At 67.1% G+C, this 15,218-nt stretch carries 14 protein-coding genes; 7 read left to right on the plus strand and 7 right to left on the minus strand.

From position 1 onward, the window contains the following. Nucleotides 1–80: 80 nt before the first annotated feature. Complete coding sequence (gene hrpB, locus A7D17_RS12885; RefSeq protein ID WP_064509457.1) at nucleotides 81–2,582, plus strand: ATP-dependent helicase HrpB; 2,502 nt, start codon at nucleotides 81–83, stop codon at nucleotides 2,580–2,582. Nucleotides 2,583–3,034: 452 nt separating this feature from the next. Beyond that, nucleotides 3,035–3,466, plus strand: coding sequence for a hypothetical protein (locus tag A7D17_RS12890; RefSeq protein ID WP_029218449.1), 432 nt, complete (start codon nucleotides 3,035–3,037; stop codon nucleotides 3,464–3,466). Between the two features lie 251 nt (nucleotides 3,467–3,717). On the opposite strand, the gene A7D17_RS12895 is transcribed toward A7D17_RS12890, so the two are convergent. After that, complete coding sequence (locus tag A7D17_RS12895) at nucleotides 3,718–4,293, minus strand: pseudouridine synthase (protein WP_064509458.1); 576 nt, start codon at nucleotides 4,291–4,293, stop codon at nucleotides 3,718–3,720. 830 nt (nucleotides 4,294–5,123) lie between these two features. Beyond that, nucleotides 5,124–5,978 carry a class I SAM-dependent methyltransferase gene (locus A7D17_RS12900; protein ID WP_064509504.1) on the minus strand — a complete coding sequence of 285 codons (855 nt, stop codon included), beginning with the start codon at nucleotides 5,976–5,978 and terminating at the stop codon, nucleotides 5,124–5,126. Nucleotides 5,979–6,210: 232 nt separating this feature from the next. Here A7D17_RS12900 and A7D17_RS12905 point away from each other — a divergent pair, with 232 nt between their 5' ends. The 4 genes from A7D17_RS12905 to A7D17_RS12920 all read left to right on the plus strand — a co-directional run bounded on the left by A7D17_RS12905 (nucleotide 6,211) and on the right by A7D17_RS12920 (nucleotide 9,749). Further along, the gene (locus A7D17_RS12905) at nucleotides 6,211–7,185 is read left to right on the plus strand and encodes an aldo/keto reductase (RefSeq protein WP_064509459.1); all 975 of its coding nucleotides are present in this window, start codon (nucleotides 6,211–6,213) and stop codon (nucleotides 7,183–7,185) included. A 94-nt stretch (nucleotides 7,186–7,279) separates the two neighbouring features. Beyond that, on the plus strand, nucleotides 7,280–8,308 hold the full coding sequence (locus A7D17_RS12910; protein WP_064509460.1) for an NADP-dependent oxidoreductase: 1,029 nt from the start codon (nucleotides 7,280–7,282) through the stop codon (nucleotides 8,306–8,308). Nucleotides 8,309–8,377: 69 nt separating this feature from the next. Then, nucleotides 8,378–9,181: a 2,5-didehydrogluconate reductase DkgB gene (gene dkgB / locus A7D17_RS12915; RefSeq protein WP_064509461.1), complete on the plus strand. Its 804-nt coding sequence runs from the start codon at nucleotides 8,378–8,380 to the stop codon at nucleotides 9,179–9,181. 265 nt (nucleotides 9,182–9,446) lie between these two features. Next, the gene (locus A7D17_RS12920) at nucleotides 9,447–9,749 is read left to right on the plus strand and encodes a hypothetical protein (protein ID WP_064509462.1); all 303 of its coding nucleotides are present in this window, start codon (nucleotides 9,447–9,449) and stop codon (nucleotides 9,747–9,749) included. A 523-nt stretch (nucleotides 9,750–10,272) separates the two neighbouring features. Here A7D17_RS12920 and A7D17_RS12925 read toward each other — a convergent pair. Next, complete coding sequence (locus tag A7D17_RS12925; protein ID WP_064509463.1) at nucleotides 10,273–10,689, minus strand: hypothetical protein; 417 nt, start codon at nucleotides 10,687–10,689, stop codon at nucleotides 10,273–10,275. A gap of 163 nt (nucleotides 10,690–10,852) precedes the next feature. On the opposite strand from A7D17_RS12925, the gene A7D17_RS12930 reads away from it, so the two are divergent. After that, nucleotides 10,853–11,704 carry a DUF2884 family protein gene (locus A7D17_RS12930; protein ID WP_064509464.1) on the plus strand — a complete coding sequence of 284 codons (852 nt, stop codon included), beginning with the start codon at nucleotides 10,853–10,855 and terminating at the stop codon, nucleotides 11,702–11,704. Nucleotides 11,705–11,834: 130 nt separating this feature from the next. Here A7D17_RS12930 and A7D17_RS12935 read toward each other — a convergent pair whose 3' ends face one another. From A7D17_RS12935 to zapE, 4 genes are all read right to left on the minus strand, one after another. Further along, entirely contained in the window at nucleotides 11,835–12,536 is a 702-nt protein-coding gene (locus A7D17_RS12935) for an alpha/beta fold hydrolase (protein WP_064509465.1), read from the minus strand. Nucleotides 12,537–12,702: 166 nt separating this feature from the next. Continuing rightward, on the minus strand, nucleotides 12,703–13,131 hold the full coding sequence (locus A7D17_RS12940) for an organic hydroperoxide resistance protein (protein WP_064509466.1): 429 nt from the start codon (nucleotides 13,129–13,131) through the stop codon (nucleotides 12,703–12,705). A gap of 112 nt (nucleotides 13,132–13,243) precedes the next feature. Beyond that, nucleotides 13,244–13,705 (minus strand): MarR family winged helix-turn-helix transcriptional regulator, encoded by a 462-nt coding sequence (locus tag A7D17_RS12945; protein ID WP_064509467.1) that lies wholly within the window; start codon nucleotides 13,703–13,705, stop codon nucleotides 13,244–13,246. A 376-nt stretch (nucleotides 13,706–14,081) separates the two neighbouring features. Continuing rightward, nucleotides 14,082–15,176: a cell division protein ZapE gene (gene zapE, locus A7D17_RS12950; RefSeq protein WP_064509468.1), complete on the minus strand. Its 1,095-nt coding sequence runs from the start codon at nucleotides 15,174–15,176 to the stop codon at nucleotides 14,082–14,084. Nucleotides 15,177–15,218 lie beyond the last annotated feature (42 nt).

Consider the following 15,218-nt stretch of genomic DNA (forward strand, 5'->3'; position numbering starts at 1 on the left):
GCCGGCACCATCCCCTGACAGGCTTCACCTGCATCCCCGACCATCGCACCGGCGCGAGCAGGTCCGTATCCTTGCCGCGCATGACCGAGCCTGTGTTCCCCATCGCCCCACTGTTGCCGCAGATCCGCGACAGCCTCGCCGCCCATCCGCGGCTGGTACTCGAAGCCCCGCCCGGTGCCGGCAAGACCACCCAGGTGCCGCTGGCACTGCTGGATGCGCCCTGGCTGGCTGGCCGCAGCATCGTGATGCTCGAACCGCGCCGGGTGGCCGCGCGCAGCGCTGCGCTGTTCATGGCGCGCCAGTTGGGCGAGCCGGTCGGCGAGACGGTGGGCTACCGCATCCGCTTCGAAAACAAGACCTCGGCGCGCACCCGCATAGAGGTCGTCACCGAAGGCATCCTGACCCGGATGATCCAGGACGACCCGATGCTGGAACGCGTGGGGGCGCTGCTGTTCGACGAATTCCACGAACGCCATCTGGCCGGCGACCTGGGCCTGGCATTGGCGCTGGACGTGCAGGCCCAGGTGCGCGAAGACCTGCGCATCGTGGCGATGTCGGCCACGCTGGATGGCGAGCGCCTGGCCGGCTTTCTGGATGCGCCACGGCTCAGCAGCGCCGGGCGCAGCTTTCCGGTGAAGATCGCGCATTTCCCGGCGCGCCGCGACGAGGCCATGGAGCCGCAGACGCGCCGTGCAGTGGAACATGCCTTGGTCACCCATCCCGGCGATGTGCTGGTGTTCCTGCCCGGCCAGCGCGAGATCGCGCGCGTGCAGGCCGCCTTGCTCGATGTCCTGGACCCGGCCATCCAGGTGCTGCCCTTGCACGGCGAGCTCTCGGTGGACGCGCAAAGTCAGGTGCTGCAGCCCGATCCGCAGGGCCGCCGCCGCGTGGTGCTGGCCACCAACGTGGCCGAGTCGTCGGTGACCTTGCCCGGCGTGCGGGTGGTGATCGACAGCGGCCAGGCGCGCGAACCGCACTACGACCCCAACAGCGGGTTCTCGCGGCTGGATGTGGCCACCATCGCGCAGGCGTCGGCCGACCAGCGTGCCGGCCGCGCCGGCCGCGTGGCGAGCGGCTGGGCCTACCGGCTGTGGCCGCAATCGCAGCGGCTGGAACCGCAGCGGCGTGCCGAGATCACCCAGGTGGAGCTGGCCGGGCTGGCACTGGAGCTGGCCGCCTGGGGCAGCGATGCGCTGCGTTTTGTCGATGCCCCGCCCACCGGCGCGCTGGCCGCCGCACGCGAATTGCTGCAACGGCTGGGCGCGCTCAGCGACAGCGGCGGCATCACCGCGCTGGGCCGCCGCATGCTGGCACTGGGCACGCATCCGCGTCTGGCGGCGATGCTCGCGCAAGCCGGCGAACCAACGCGCCTGGCCCTGGCCTGCGATCTGGCCGCCCTGCTGGAAGCCCGCGATCCGCTGCGCCAGGGCGGCGATGGCCTGGCCGCACGCTGGCGCGCACTGGCCGCGTTCCGTCAGGGCCGCAGCGCGCCCGATGCCAACCGCGGCGGCCTGGCCGCCATCGACAGTGCCGCCAAACAATGGCGACGCCGGCTGCGCTGCGACAGCGCCCCGCCCACGAGCGTGGAGGCGCACGCGCTGGGCGACCTGCTCGCGCATGCCTTCCCCGACCGCATCGCCGCCCGCCACCCGGCCGACCCGCTGCGCTACCTGCTGGCCAACGGCCGCAGCGCGCGTCTGTTCGACCACAGCGATCTGCGCGGCGAACCCTGGCTGGTCGCCAGCGAACTGCGCTACGAAGCCAAGGACGCGTTGCTGCTGCGGGCCGCACCGGTGGACGAGGCCTATCTGCGTCGCAGCCTGCCCGAGCGCTTCGTGCAGCAGGACGTGGTGCAGTGGGACGCCGATAAACGCGCCCTCATCGCGCGCCGGCAATCCAGCTTCGACCGCATCGTGCTCGACAGCCGCCCCGCCGGCCGCGTCGACCCCGCGCAGGCGGCCGGCGCACTGACCGAAGCGGTGCGCCAGCTCGGCCTGGACGCCCTGCCCTGGACCGAGACCCTGCAGCAATGGCGCGCCCGCGTGCTGGCGCTGCGGGCATGGATGCCGGAGCTGGAGCTACCCGATCTCTCCGATGCCGCGCTGCTGGCCACACTCGACAGCTGGCTGCGCCCGGCCTTCGCCGGCAAGACCCGGCTCGACGCGCTGGATGAAGCCAGCCTGGGCGAAGCGCTCAAGGGCGCGCTGCCGTGGGAGCGCCGCCAGGCCATCGACCGCCATGCCCCCACCCGCATCAGCGTGCCGTCGGGCATGGAGCGGCAGATCCACTACGCGCTCGACCACGCGCAGCACCCGCTGCCACCGGTGCTGGCGGTCAAGCTGCAGGAACTGTTCGGCCTGGCCGAAACCCCGCGCATCGCCGACGGCCGCATTCCGCTGACCCTGCACCTGCTCTCGCCCGGCGGCCGCCCGCTGCAGGTGACCCAGGATCTGAAGAGCTTCTGGGCCACCACGTATCCGGATGTCAGGAAGGAAATGAAGGGGCGGTATCCGAGGCATCCATGGCCGGATGATCCGTGGACCGCCGCGGCCACCCACAGGGCAAAACCCCGCGGCACTTGATACGAGCCCCTGTCCCCGCGGGGCGAGAAGGCACGGCTTACGCACCAGTGGCGCGTGCGCCGCGGAGCGCCTGCATCGCACGCGCGCCGGGGCGCAGAGCGGGGGTTCGGGTAAGGGTACGGGGCGAAGCAGTCGTAGCGTCGCTTCTGAAGGCGCGGGGCGACGCGTTTTTCATTCCGGGCACTGGCAGATGCTTGAGGCGCACCCTCATCCGCTCCTTCGCTGCATCTTCTCCCCCTTGATAAGGGGAGAATGTCCCGAGGGGAGAAGCGACTTCAACGTCGACACCGGTCAAGTTTCAGACCTCCGTCTCTTGCGGGATAAGCGCCAGTCGCAGCGGTGCGTAGCATTCTTCCTAACCGCAAGCCAAACAGCGCCCGATTCCGCTAACACCGTCTATACGCACCAGCCCACAGACTGCGCCCCACGTACTCAGAAAGGAAACGCCTCCAATGAGCAAGCTGACTGTGATTACCGAACGCGCCCTGGAGCGTGCCCTGGAACTGGCAGGCAACGCGGGCGACCATCTGCGTCATGCCGCCTCCAACGCGGGCGACCAGGCCCGCCATGCGGGCAGCAGCCTGCGTCACTTCGGTCCCGGTGCCAGCGAATGGCTGAAGACCGGCGCGGCCCTGGGCGCAGTGCGCACCGGCGGCAAGGTCGCCAGCAAGCTGGTCAAACGCAACCCGGCGGTTACCGTGGCTGCCGCAGTCGCCGGCCTGGGCCTGATCGGCTACGCGGTATATCGCAAGCGTCAGCGTGACCAGCAGACCCTCGGTGGCAACGTGCACCGTCTGGACCGCGAACACGCCAGCAACGCCAGTGCCCGTCGTGCGGCCTACCAGCGCCGTGCTGCGGTCACGCCGAGCGACGGCATCGAGTAAGCCATCGCCTGCGTCGGACAGACGCAGATGGGTTAACACTCAACGCCACGGCCACGCGCCGTGGCGTTGTCGTTTGTGGCTGGCAACCCCGTACGGTTGGTCGCGTCCGGCTGGCATGCCAGGCACTGCGTGTTCTGGCTTATGGAAAGACTGCCGACTATGGAAAGACTGCCGACTGTGGAAAGACTGCTGACGCTGTGCATTGCGGTGCGTATCGCCAGGCATCCGCACCGCGACGCAACGACGCCGCACTAGCGTTTGCGTGTGCGCGACGGCCGCGGATGCGTGGTTGGGTCCGTTGTCCATTGGCCGGGGACGAGCGTGCCCAGGGTCCAGTCGCCAATCCCCACCCGGACCAGGCGCAGTGTGGGCAAGCCCACCGACGCGGTCATCCGCCGGACCTGGCGATTGCGCCCTTCGCTGATCTGCACTTCCAGCCACGCATCCGGCACGGTCTTGCGCATCCGTACGGGCGGATCACGCGGCCAGAGCGCTGGCGCGGGATCGAGCAGGCGCACCTTGGCCGGGCGGGTCGGGCCATCGTTGAGGACCACGCCATCGCGCAATGCCTGCAACTGCGCCTGCTGCGGGTCGCCTTCCACCTGCACCCAATAGGTCTTGGGCTGTTTGTGGCGCGGGTCGGTCAGCCGATGCGCCAGTGCGCCATCGTCGGTGAGCAACAACAGTCCTTCGCTGTCGTGATCCAGACGGCCTGCCGCATACACGTCGGCCGGCAGGCCGAATTCGGCCAGCGTGCGCTTGGGCGGGTGCGAGCGGTCGCTGAACTGCGATAGCACGCCATAGGGTTTGTTCAACAGCACCAGCATGGAGATTCCGTTTCGAAAGCACCGCAGGCGGCGGTGAAGCACACGCGTGTGGAGCGCGGTCCGCGCACCGGATGACAGTGACTATGATCGAGCGCTGCCACCGCGATTGCCATAGATGTGTCGTGACGCGGCCTGGGCATCGGATGCGCATCATCGATCAAGCGTCGTTTTCAGTATCGCCTGGCGCAGCGGCGAGATACCCGCATGCCGGCTACGGGGATGCCAGCCCGTGCATTTTCCACTGGCGCATCACGCCTGGAACGGAAAACGGATAGCAGCAGGGCTTGTTCAACAGCACCGGCATTGGAATCCGTTACGAAAGCGCCGCAGACAACGGCGATGGAGTACACATCCGCGAAGCGTCTCGACCGTGCGCCGCGGCAGTGCGTCTGATCAGGAGCCGCCACAACGCGCGCAGCAAGTACGTCGCGATGCGATCTGAGCATCGGAAGCACGGCATCGACGCGGAATCGTTCGCCAGGTCCTGCACCGCCTGGCGCAGCGGCGACATACCAGATGACTGGCTGCAAGCGTGCCGACCCTGCATTGTGCAATCGCCTACGTGGCCGGCGGGCGGCGAATACGACGCTCAAGCACATGCCTGCACCGTGCCGAACGCCATCCTCCACTCGGTACAGCGCCAACCACGCCGCCCTAGGCGGGCGTTTGGGCGAAACGCAGTGAACATCCTCTGTTTCGGTCGCTGCCTCAAGGTTTACAGCGATAGCACAACGACGAAGGCGCCACTGCGCCTTCGTCACCAGCGCGGCAGCGCCCCGCGCCAAAGCCTGCATGCCACCGCAACCTGCGCCGGCATGCAGGCTGGGCGATCACTGCTTGACGAATTTCAACGTCATGCGGTCGCTTTCGCCGATCGCCTTGTACCTGGCATCGTCGGCGGCATCGTGGCTGTTGCTCGGCGGCAGCGTCCACACGCCACCGGGATAATCCTTGGTGTCGCGCGGATTGGCGTTGAGCTCGCTCTTGCCGGCCAGCTTGAAGCCGGCCGCTTCGGCCATCGCAATCACCTGCGCCTGGCCCACGTAACCGCTCTTGTCATCGGCCGGCACATCGGCCTTGGCACGATGTTCGACCACACCCAGCACGCCGCCGGGCTTGAGCACCTTGTAGAAACCGGCAAACATCGCCTCGGCAGTGCCGGCCATGCGCCAGTTATGCACGTTGCGGAAGGTCAGTACCAGGTCGGCCGAGTTGTCCACGCCGAACGACGGCGACTTGGGCACATACGACACAAACGCCGGCTTGCCATAGATGTCGGGCTTGGCCTGGAACTTCTTTTCCAGCTCGTCGCGGGCGCGCTGGGCATAGTCGCGCGCGCGGCCTTCGGCAGCGGACGCCGGATCGACCACCGCCGCCACGTACTTGCCCTTCTCGCGCAGGTAAGGCGCCAGGATTTCCGAGTACCAGCCGCCGCCGGGCGTGACTTCGATGACGGTCTGGGTGGGCTTGATGCCGAAGAACGCCAGGGTCTGACCGGGGTGGCGATACTGGTCGCGCTGCACGTACACGCGGTCGCGCCAGTTGCCATTGATGGCAGTCTGCAGCGCGGCATCCGGCGCCGGCAGGCTGGCGCTGTCGGCCGGCTTCATCGCCATCGCCACTGGCGCACTCATCGCCACCATGACACTCATCACACACGCACAGGCCAGCTTGTTGCGGATCATCGCAGCGCCCTCTTCCGGGTAAAAGTAGCGCGAGCCTAGCATGCGGCCCGCGGCCTGCCATGTGCCCGAATCGCAGCGCTCGTCACCCGTGCCTGCTACCGCAATCGCCAAGTTGTTCACATCCTGTGAGCCGGCCGGTGCGATCGGCGGAACGCTGAATCCACATCGATGTCACACGCATCGTCGGTACGCATGACTATCCTGTCGGCAGTTCGAATCAGGAGCATCCGTGATGACTCATCCCCGCGCACTGGGCCGCTCCGGCCTGCAGGTTCAACCCATCGTCTTTGGTGGCAATGTGTTCGGCTGGAGCGCCGATGAGGCGACCTCGTTCGCGTTGCTGGACGCCTTTGTCGATGCCGGCTTCAATCTGATCGACACTGCCGATGCCTACTCCGGCTGGGTGCCCGGCAACCGCGGTGGCGAGTCGGAAACCATCATCGGGCGCTGGCTGGCACGCAGCGGCAAACGCGACAAGGTGCTGATCGCCACCAAGGTCGCCAAATGGAGCGAACACCCCGGGCTGTCGCCGGACAACATCGCCGCCGCCGTGGAGGATTCGCTCACGCGCCTGCAGACCGACGTGATCGATCTGTACCAGGCCCACGAGGACGACGAATCGATTCCGCTGGAAGCCACGCTGGCCGCATTCGGACGCCTGATCGAACAAGGCAAGGTGCGCGCGATCGGCGCATCCAATTACAGTGCCGCACGCCTGCGCGATGCACTGGACATCTCCGAGCAGTACACACTGCCGCGCTACGAAAGCCTGCAGCCGGAATACAACCTTTACGACCGCGCCGGCTACGAAGCGGAGCTGGAACCGCTGATACGCGAACGCGAGCTGGGCGTGATCAGTTACTACTCGCTGGCCAGCGGCTTTCTGACCGGCAAGTACCGCAGTGCCGACGACGCCGGCAAGAGCAGTGCGCGCGGTGCGTCGGTGGTCAAGCAATACGTCAACCCGCGCGGCCTGCGCATCCTGCAGGCACTGGACGACCTGGCGGCCAGCCACCGCGCAACACCGGCGCAGATCGCGCTGGCCTGGCTGATCGCACGCCCGGGGCTGACTGCACCGATCGTCAGCGCCACCAGCGTGGACCAGTTGCACGACGTGCTGGCGGCCGCGCAGCTGTCGCTCAGCGCCGAGCAGATCGCACAGCTGGACAGCGCCAGCGCGCCGGAACCGGAACCGGCGGCGGCATAACGCACCACGTCATTACGCACTCCCTCGCGCAGCCGCCCCCGCGGCTGTGCTCCCATGGCCGCGCTTGCGTGGCCCCGTTGCGAGGAACTCCCCCATGTCATCGATCACCAATCGCCGCGTCGTGCTGGCCTCGCGCCCGCAGGGCGAACCCAGCGCAGACAACTTCCGCATCGAAGAACGCAGCCTGCCGCCCACCGGGCATGACCAGGTCCTGGTACGCAACCGCTTCCTGTCCCTCGATCCGTACATGCGCGGACGCATGGATGACGGCCCGTCTTACGCTGCACCGGTGGCCATCGATGCAGTGATGGAAGGCGGCACCATTGGCGAAGTCATTCAATCGCATCACGCCGATTATCGGCCTGGCGATCTGCTGGTACTGCCTGGCGGCTGGCAGACCCACACGCTGCTTACCCCCACCACACCGCTACGCAAACTGCCCGACGACGACAGCCTTCCGCCCAGCACCGCGCTCGGCGTGTACGGCATGCCCGGCTTCACCGCGTATGCCGGCCTGCACGAGATCGGCAAGCCACAGGCCGGCGAAACGCTGGTGGTGGCTGCCGCCAGCGGGCCGGTCGGCGCGACGGTGGCACAGCTGGCACGGCTGCAGGGCCTGCGCGTGGTGGCCATTGCCGGTGGCGAGGACAAGGTGCGTTATCTGCGCGACTCGCTGAAGGTGGATGTGGCGCTGGATCACCGCGCAGACGACTTCGCCGAACAGCTGCGCGCGGCCACGCCCGACGGTATCGACATCTACTTCGAGAATGTCGGCGGCAAGGTGTTCGATGCGGTGCTGCCGCAACTCAACGATTTCGCCCGCCTGCCGATCTGCGGCGTGATCGCCACCTACAACAGCCGTGGCCAGGTGTTGCCGGGCCCGGATCGCCTGCCGGAGTTCATGGGCCTGATCCTGCGCAAGCGCCTGACCGTGCGCGGCTTCATCCAGCACGATCTCATCCGCCTGATGCCGGCCTTCCTGCGCGAGATGGGCCAGTGGCTGCGCGAGGGCAAGATCCACTATCGCGAGCATGTGCTGCACGGGCTCGATGCCGCACCGCAGGGGCTGATCAGCCTGTTGCGCGGCGAAAACTTCGGCAAGGCCGTGGTCGCACTCGACTGATCAATTCGCAGCGCTCCACCGGCTCTTACGATTCCCCATTCCCCATTCCCCATTCCCCCAAGGAACACAATGACTGTCCCCGCATTCGGCCTCGGCACCTTCCGTCTCAAGGACCAGGTCGTCATCGACTCGGTACGTAATGCACTGGAGCTGGGCTACCGCGCCATCGATACCGCACAGATCTACGACAACGAGGCGCAGGTGGGCCAGGCCATCACCGCATCCGGCGTGCCGCGCGATCAGCTGTACCTGACCACCAAGATCTGGGTCGACAAGTTCGCCCGTGACGCCGTGATCCCCAGCCTGCAGGAAAGCCTGCGCAAGCTGGGCACCGACCATGTCGACCTCACCCTGATCCATTGGCCTTCGCCAAAGGATCAGGTACCAATGCGCGAGTACCTGGAAGCCTTGGCCGATGCGAAGGCACAAGGCCTCACGCGCGCCATCGGCGTGTCCAATTTCACCATTGCGTTGATCAGGCAGGCCATCGAGATCCTGGGCGCCGAGGCAATCGCCACCAACCAGATCGAGGTGCATCCGTATCTGCAGAACCGCACCCTGATCGCGTTCCTGCGTGAGCAGGGAATCCACGTCACCTCCTACATGACGCTGGCCGTGGGTGAGGTCTTGAAGGATCCGGCGATCCTGGCCATTGCCGCGCGTCACGCGGCCACGCCGGCACAAGTCACGCTGGCCTGGGCCCTGCAGCAGGGCTATTCGGTGATCCCGTCTTCGACCAAGCGGGCAAATCTGGAAAGCAATCTCAAGGCGCAAGCGCTGCATCTGAGCGAGCAGGACATGGCCGAGATCGCTGCACTCGACCGCGGGCAGCGCCTGGCCAATCCCAAGGCGATTGCGCCCGATTGGGACTGATAGCGCGCACGGCCGCGCCACATGGTGTGAGTCGTCCGGCAGTGCACAGCGCAAGGAACGGGCGATTGGCCCTACGCGCGCGGGCGCCTGCCGAGCCTGCCTGACGGCCACGCGATAAGACTATGGCGGTGCTGCTGCCGGTCCCATCTTTAGCGCGATGCGCGCCAGCGTGCGATGGCCGCTCGTCGTCGCACGCTGGTGAGCCGGTCGCAGCGCTGCTACGGTGCCGGCACAGGGGGGGAGTCTCGCTCACGGAGTTCTGCCCATGCATCGCGCATCCGTTCTGACCCGCCGCGACATCGACGTTGACGCAGAGATCGCCTACTGGCGCGATGTCCACGCCGAAGGCCATCTGGGCGGCTACGATTTTTCCGATTACGCCCGCGTGCTGACATTGGGCTACGACATCTACCTGGCCTACCCACGTGCGACCGAGGCGCAGCTGTATCGCGTGCTGCAGGACGGGTATTACCACTACCAACCGGTACTGTCGGTGCCCTGGGATCAGGCGCGCTGGATCGTGCGACATGCCTGGCGGCATATGGAAGAAGCCAACGTGCTGCATTGAGACCGCTGGCAGTCACACTCATGTAGCGGCGTACGTGAGCGCGATGCACGGCTCCGTTCGGCGCAAACGTCGCATCCTTGTTGGCAAACGGTATGCAGGCGAAAACGTTGTGGTGGAGCAGATTTGCCTGCCACTGCGGGACAGTGATGGCCGCCTTGCGCAGCGACGTTGCGTATGGCGCGTGGCTCGGCACGTACGCGGCTCACACCATTAAAGGACGGTCTGCGCATCAGGCAACTGCAGCCGCGCCAAAGCGGGAAGCCGGCTATTACCGCGCTTTCTGCGCTGCTGAGGCCAGCCGAAACGGATCTCGCGCCAGGGCCTCTGATACCGAATTGGAACCAGCGATTCATGCCGCGCTGTCGTGTCGCATACAGGCAGATGACTCGGAGCGGCTAACAGGCCTAGCGAGAGTGACCAGGGAGAGCAGGCACGCAGCCACCGGAGAGCGCGACGTCAGACCAGAGTGACCAACGCCGGCCGCGCCAGCCAGGCGACTGCGCAGCCGTCCTGGTCGCCGTGCTTAGTTCAACTGCCCCATCGCCACTGCCTGACGATCGATGCGGTGTTTTTCCGCCAGGGCCTGCATGCCCTGCAGCGTGGAGGCGATCAGGCTTGCGTAGCGCAGCCGCCACAGCGTGGCGCGGTCGTTGTCGTCCTGGGTGCTGCCCAGCCCGTCCAGGACCTGTGGCAGGCGGCGGTCCGCCAGCGCCGAGGCGGCCAGGTACGGCTTTTCGGGCGCAATCACGTCCACTGGCGCGCGCCAATCGTTGGCGACGTGGCGGGCGATGCCGGCCAGATGCGACAACTGGTGCATGCCGATCAGCGTTTCGTGCAGCATCTCGCGGCACGCCCATTGCCACAGCGCCACCTTTTCCGACGGGTCCTGGGCAATTTCGGTCAGCGCCAGGTCCACCTTTTCGATACGTGAGTCGAGCATTGCTGAGCTCCGATGCTGCTGTGCAACATAATTCACACCATCGGCTGTGAGAATCAAGTGAGCCAGCCGTTTGAAAGATGTCAGCGTGCGGATGCTCGACCCGGTTCACGCTTCAGCATAGACCGCGATCGGCTGGCACCGCCGGCCCCCTGACTTCCTGCCCATGCAGTCTGCCCGGCGATGCGTGATGCTGCAGTCCCGTCCAGCGGCCACCCGCATGCGCCTTGTTCTCGTGCCGCTTGTGCTGCTTGCGACCTGCGCGGCGCATGCCGAGCCGGCCGCACCGACACTGGCGTCCCGCCAATGCGCGGTGAGCACGTCCTACGACGTTCTGGCCGACAGCGGCGGGATCTGGCTGCGTCGCAAGCAGGGCGCGCCGCGCGAGATCTTCTTCCATGGCGGCGAGCTCAACGTGGACCGCCAGCCGCAGCCAGTCAGCGCCGCCGACGCACAGCGCTTGCGCGAGCTCGAGCAACGCACCCGCGCGCTGATGCCGGCGGTGACCTCGATTGCGCATTCGGTGGTGGACATCACCTTCGATGCGCTGGGCGGGGTGGTGCATGTGCTGTCCGGTAGCGCGCGCCAGCAGCGCAAGGTCGAGCGGCTGCGGACCGGCGCGCTGGCGCAGGTCGATGCCAGCCTGGGACTCGGGCGCTGGGAGCAGGAGTTGTTCGATGCGCGTTTCCAAGCCAGCGTCGAGCACGCCGCCGAAGACCTGGCCGGCAGCCTGACCCGCAGCGTGATGTGGACGGTGATGACTGGCCGCGCCGGGCAACTGGAGCGACGTGGCGCCCAACTGGACGCGCGGCTGGAACAGCAGATGCAGCAGCGCAGCCAGGCGCTGGAGGCACAGGCGCGCGCGGTGTGCGTGCAGGCGCAGGCGCTGTACGTCCTCCAGCAGTCACTGGACTATCGCTTTGGCGGCGAACCGCTGCAGATGCTGGAACTCACCCCGCCCGCGCACCACGAAGACGCGCCAGCAGCGGGCACCATCGTGGCCGCTGCCACGCAATAGGCGCAACGCCAGCGGGTTGGTTGATTGCCGTGTGCAGAGGCGCTATACGCAGGACTGCGTTGCAGATCCCTGCGGCCTCGCTTCACTGACGGCCTGACCGGGAAGCGCATCCGGCCCCGTGCGCCGCGGCCTAGCGCAGCAGCCAATCCCGCAACGCCTGCGACACCGCCTGCGGTTGCTCCAGCGGCGACAAGTGTCCGCACGTGGGCAGCTGCACCAGCTGTGCCTGCGGCGACAGTGCCGCCATTTCTTCATGCAGGGCCGGTGGGGTGATCGCATCGTCCGCACCGCACAGGACCAGCATCGGTCCGGCATAGGCGCGCAGCAAGGCGCGGCCATCGGCCCGCTGCAGGCGGTTCTGCCGCAAGAAGACCTCCACGCCCAGCCGCTGGGTCATGCCGCGCACGCGTTCCAGCAGGGCCTCGTCCTGCCAGCGCGAGGGATGCACGTAGTGCCGCATCAGCCGTTCGCCGAAGCCGTGGAACGCGCTGCCGGCACGGACGCTGGCTTCCTGGGCGCGCCGCTGCGCGATGCGCTCGGGCGTATCGGCACGTGCCGATGTATCCAGCAATGCCAGTCGCTCGATCCGCTCGGGCGCGATGCGCAGCAGTTCCTGGGCGACGTAGCCGCCCAGCGAAAAACCGGCCAACGCAAACCGTGCAGGTCTCTGGTCGAGCAACTGCAAGGCCAATGTGCGCATGCTGTCGGCACCGGTCAGATCGCCGACCACGCAGTCGGCCAGGTCGGCCAGCGCAACGCGCTGCGCCTGCCACAGGTCGGCATCATTGAGCAGCCCGGGCAGCAACAGAAGGGTGGGACGTGCTGCGCTCATGCGACGGCAGGTCCGGGCGATGGCAGGAGTGGTGACGGTGTCATCGATGCAGTGTGCCGCGCCTGCACGGCCGACGAAATGGTCAAGGCGTCAACGCAAACGGCCCGACGCATGCGCCGGGCCGTTTGCTGACATCGCCGTGCGCGTGGCGCACGGCCCAGGCCGATCAGGCCAGGGTCAGGGTGACGTCGATGTTGCCGCGGGTCGCGTTGGAGTACGGGCACACCTGGTGCGCCTTGTCGACCAGCGCCTGCAGTTCGGCCTTGTCCATGCCCGGCACGGCGACACGCAGTTCGACCGCGATACCGAACCCGCCCGGAATCTGGCCGATGCCGACGCTGCTGTCGATGCTGACTTCGCCCGGCAGCTTGAGCTTGTCCTGCGCCGCCACGGCCTTCATCGCACCGATGAAGCAGGCCGCGTAACCGGCCGCGAACAGCTGCTCGGGGTTGGTGCCATCGCCGCCGGCGCCGCCAAGTTCGCGCGGGGTGGACAGCTTGGCATCCAGCGCCTTGTCCGAGGACACGGCACGGCCTTCGCGGCCGCCGGTGGCAGTGGCGTGGGCGGTGTAGAGGATCTTTTCGGGTGGGGCCATGGTGGTTCTCCAGGGTTGAGCGCAGTGCGCGTTGAAGACAGTGAAGAGGGATGACTGCAGGTGCGTCAGCGTCTGCGGTCCAGGGTGAATGTCCGATGCTGCCGATGACCGGCTAGGCCGTGCCCAGGCCGGTGCGGAGTTTTTCCAGGTCGTGCTTGAGCTGACGCAGTTCGTCCAGTGAGCAGGCCGAGGCGCAGAACACCTGCTCGGGCACGCCGCCGGCCTTGCTGCGCAGCGCACGGCCGGCGTCGGTGAGCGCAATGATGACCTGGCGTTCGTCACTGGTCGCGCGGGTACGCGTCACCAGGCCGGCGGCCTGCAACCGCTTGAGCAAGGGCGTCAGCGTGGCCGAATCCAGATACAGCCGCTCGCCGATCTCCGACACGCTGCGGCCGTCGGTTTCCCACAGCACCAGCATCACCAGGTATTGCGGATAGGTCAGATCCAATGCCTTGAGCAGCCCGCGGTAGAGCTTGTGCATCGCCAGGTTGGCCGAATACAGCGCAAAGCACAGCTGGTTATCGAGCTGCAGCAGAGCGTCGGTGCGGGCTTGATTGGCGGGTGCGGTATCCATGGCTGCAATCTACATAGCGCGCTATTTAATTGCAAGCTATTTCTTGGCTGGCGCCTGAGCAGCAGGCGTGCGGCATTCGCCATCCTTGGGCCACGGTCGTTATTTCGGTGGTTGTCAGAAGACTCACATCGGTCGCCCTTGGCCGCATCGGGCGATGCAGGCGCCGATGGTGCAATGCCCAGGTTGCGGCCGCATGTCGCAGCGGTCCGCTCGCTGTTGGGCCAACGCCACACGCAGTAGCGTCGTCGAACCCGACGCCGGCCACGCCTGCCCCATGGCCTGGCCGACCGGACAGCGCCCGGCCTCGACCAATGCGCCGAACGCCGCAAACCGGGCAGTGCCGTCGCTGGACTGCAGCTGCCGGGTCAAACGCCGCCTACGCCCGGTGCGCGGTGGCCAGATACTCCGCGCTCTGCATTTCGATCAGGCGCGAGGCGGTGCGTTCGAAGGCACCGGCCAGGCGCTGGCCGCTGTACAGGCCCGGTGGGGCGTCCTGCGCGGTACAGACCAGGTTGACGTGGCGGTCGTACAGCTCGTCGATCAGGTTGACGAAGCGGCGCGCGGCATCTTCATTCATGCGGTCGAAGTGCGGAATGCCGCCCAGCAGCACCGTGGTGAACTCGCGTGCGATCTCGATGTAGTCGGCCGGTCCGCGCGGGCCTTCGCACAGCGAGGCGAAATCGAACCACGCAATGCTCTTGCCGCGTGCGCGCACCGGAATCTTGCGCGCCTCGATCTCGATATTGCCCGCGCGTGGTTCGGCATTGCCGCTCAGTTCGCTCCAGCGTTGCAGCAGCCAGTCATCGGCCTGCGCATCCAGCGGCGCGCGGTACACCGGCGAGCGCGTCAGCGCGCGCATGCGGTAATCCTCGGTGCCCTCGGCGTAGAGCTCCACGCAGAATTTCTGCAGCAAGCCGATCGCCGGCAGGAAGCTGTCGCGCTGCAGGCCGTTGGCGTAGAGATTGTCCGGCGCAGTGTTGGACGTGGTCACCAGCGTCACGCCTTCGGCGAACAGGCGCTCCAGCAACCGTGCCAGCAACATCGCATCGCCGATGTCGGTGACGAAGAACTCGTCCAGCACCAGCACGCGCAGGTTCTCGCGCCATTGCTGGGCAATCCGGGCCAGCGGATCGCTCTGCCCGGCGTGCTCGCGCAACTGTTCGTGCACGCCGCGCATGAAACGGTGGAAATGCGTGCGGTACTTCTGCTTGATCGGCAGGCCGTCGTAAAACAGATCCACCAGGAAGGTCTTGCCGCGCCCCACTCCACCCCAGAAATACAGGCCACGCACCGGCTCGGGCTTTTTCCAGAAGGCCGACAGCCGGTCCAGCCAGCCGTCCTGCGCGCTCTCCAGCAGCGCCTCATGGATACGGTCCAGTTCCGCCAGGGCCGCCTGCTGGGCGGGGTCGGCGCGCCAGTCGCCGCGTTGTACGCCGGCGGCGTAGCGCTGCGACGGGGTCATCTCACTCATCGTGTTCTCCGCGGGCCGGCTGCTGCCCTGCCCGCTCAACGG

Source organism: Xanthomonas floridensis (assembly GCF_001642575.1).
Lineage (GTDB): Bacteria > Pseudomonadota > Gammaproteobacteria > Xanthomonadales > Xanthomonadaceae > Xanthomonas > Xanthomonas floridensis.

Excerpts from the sequence above, each read along its gene's own strand:
- A7D17_RS12935 (WP_064509465.1), bottom strand. The coding sequence starts at position 12,536 with ATGAGCGCAGCACGTCCCACCCTTCTGTTGCTGCCCGGGCTGCTCAAT.
- A7D17_RS12920 (WP_064509462.1), top strand. The coding sequence starts at position 9,447 with ATGCATCGCGCATCCGTTCTGACCCGCCGCGACATCGACGTTGACGCA.
- A7D17_RS12895 (WP_064509458.1), bottom strand. The coding sequence starts at position 4,293 with ATGCTGGTGCTGTTGAACAAACCCTATGGCGTGCTATCGCAGTTCAGC.
- zapE (WP_064509468.1), bottom strand. The coding sequence starts at position 15,176 with ATGAGTGAGATGACCCCGTCGCAGCGCTACGCCGCCGGCGTACAACGC.
- dkgB (WP_064509461.1), top strand. The coding sequence starts at position 8,378 with ATGACTGTCCCCGCATTCGGCCTCGGCACCTTCCGTCTCAAGGACCAG.
- A7D17_RS12905 (WP_064509459.1), top strand. The coding sequence starts at position 6,211 with ATGACTCATCCCCGCGCACTGGGCCGCTCCGGCCTGCAGGTTCAACCC.
- A7D17_RS12900 (WP_064509504.1), bottom strand. The coding sequence starts at position 5,978 with ATGATCCGCAACAAGCTGGCCTGTGCGTGTGTGATGAGTGTCATGGTG.
- A7D17_RS12925 (WP_064509463.1), bottom strand. The coding sequence starts at position 10,689 with ATGCTCGACTCACGTATCGAAAAGGTGGACCTGGCGCTGACCGAAATT.
- A7D17_RS12940 (WP_064509466.1), bottom strand. The coding sequence starts at position 13,131 with ATGGCCCCACCCGAAAAGATCCTCTACACCGCCCACGCCACTGCCACC.
- A7D17_RS12945 (WP_064509467.1), bottom strand. The coding sequence starts at position 13,705 with ATGGATACCGCACCCGCCAATCAAGCCCGCACCGACGCTCTGCTGCAG.
- A7D17_RS12910 (WP_064509460.1), top strand. The coding sequence starts at position 7,280 with ATGTCATCGATCACCAATCGCCGCGTCGTGCTGGCCTCGCGCCCGCAG.
- hrpB (WP_064509457.1), top strand. The coding sequence starts at position 81 with ATGACCGAGCCTGTGTTCCCCATCGCCCCACTGTTGCCGCAGATCCGC.
- A7D17_RS12890 (WP_029218449.1), top strand. The coding sequence starts at position 3,035 with ATGAGCAAGCTGACTGTGATTACCGAACGCGCCCTGGAGCGTGCCCTG.
- A7D17_RS12930 (WP_064509464.1), top strand. The coding sequence starts at position 10,853 with ATGCAGTCTGCCCGGCGATGCGTGATGCTGCAGTCCCGTCCAGCGGCC.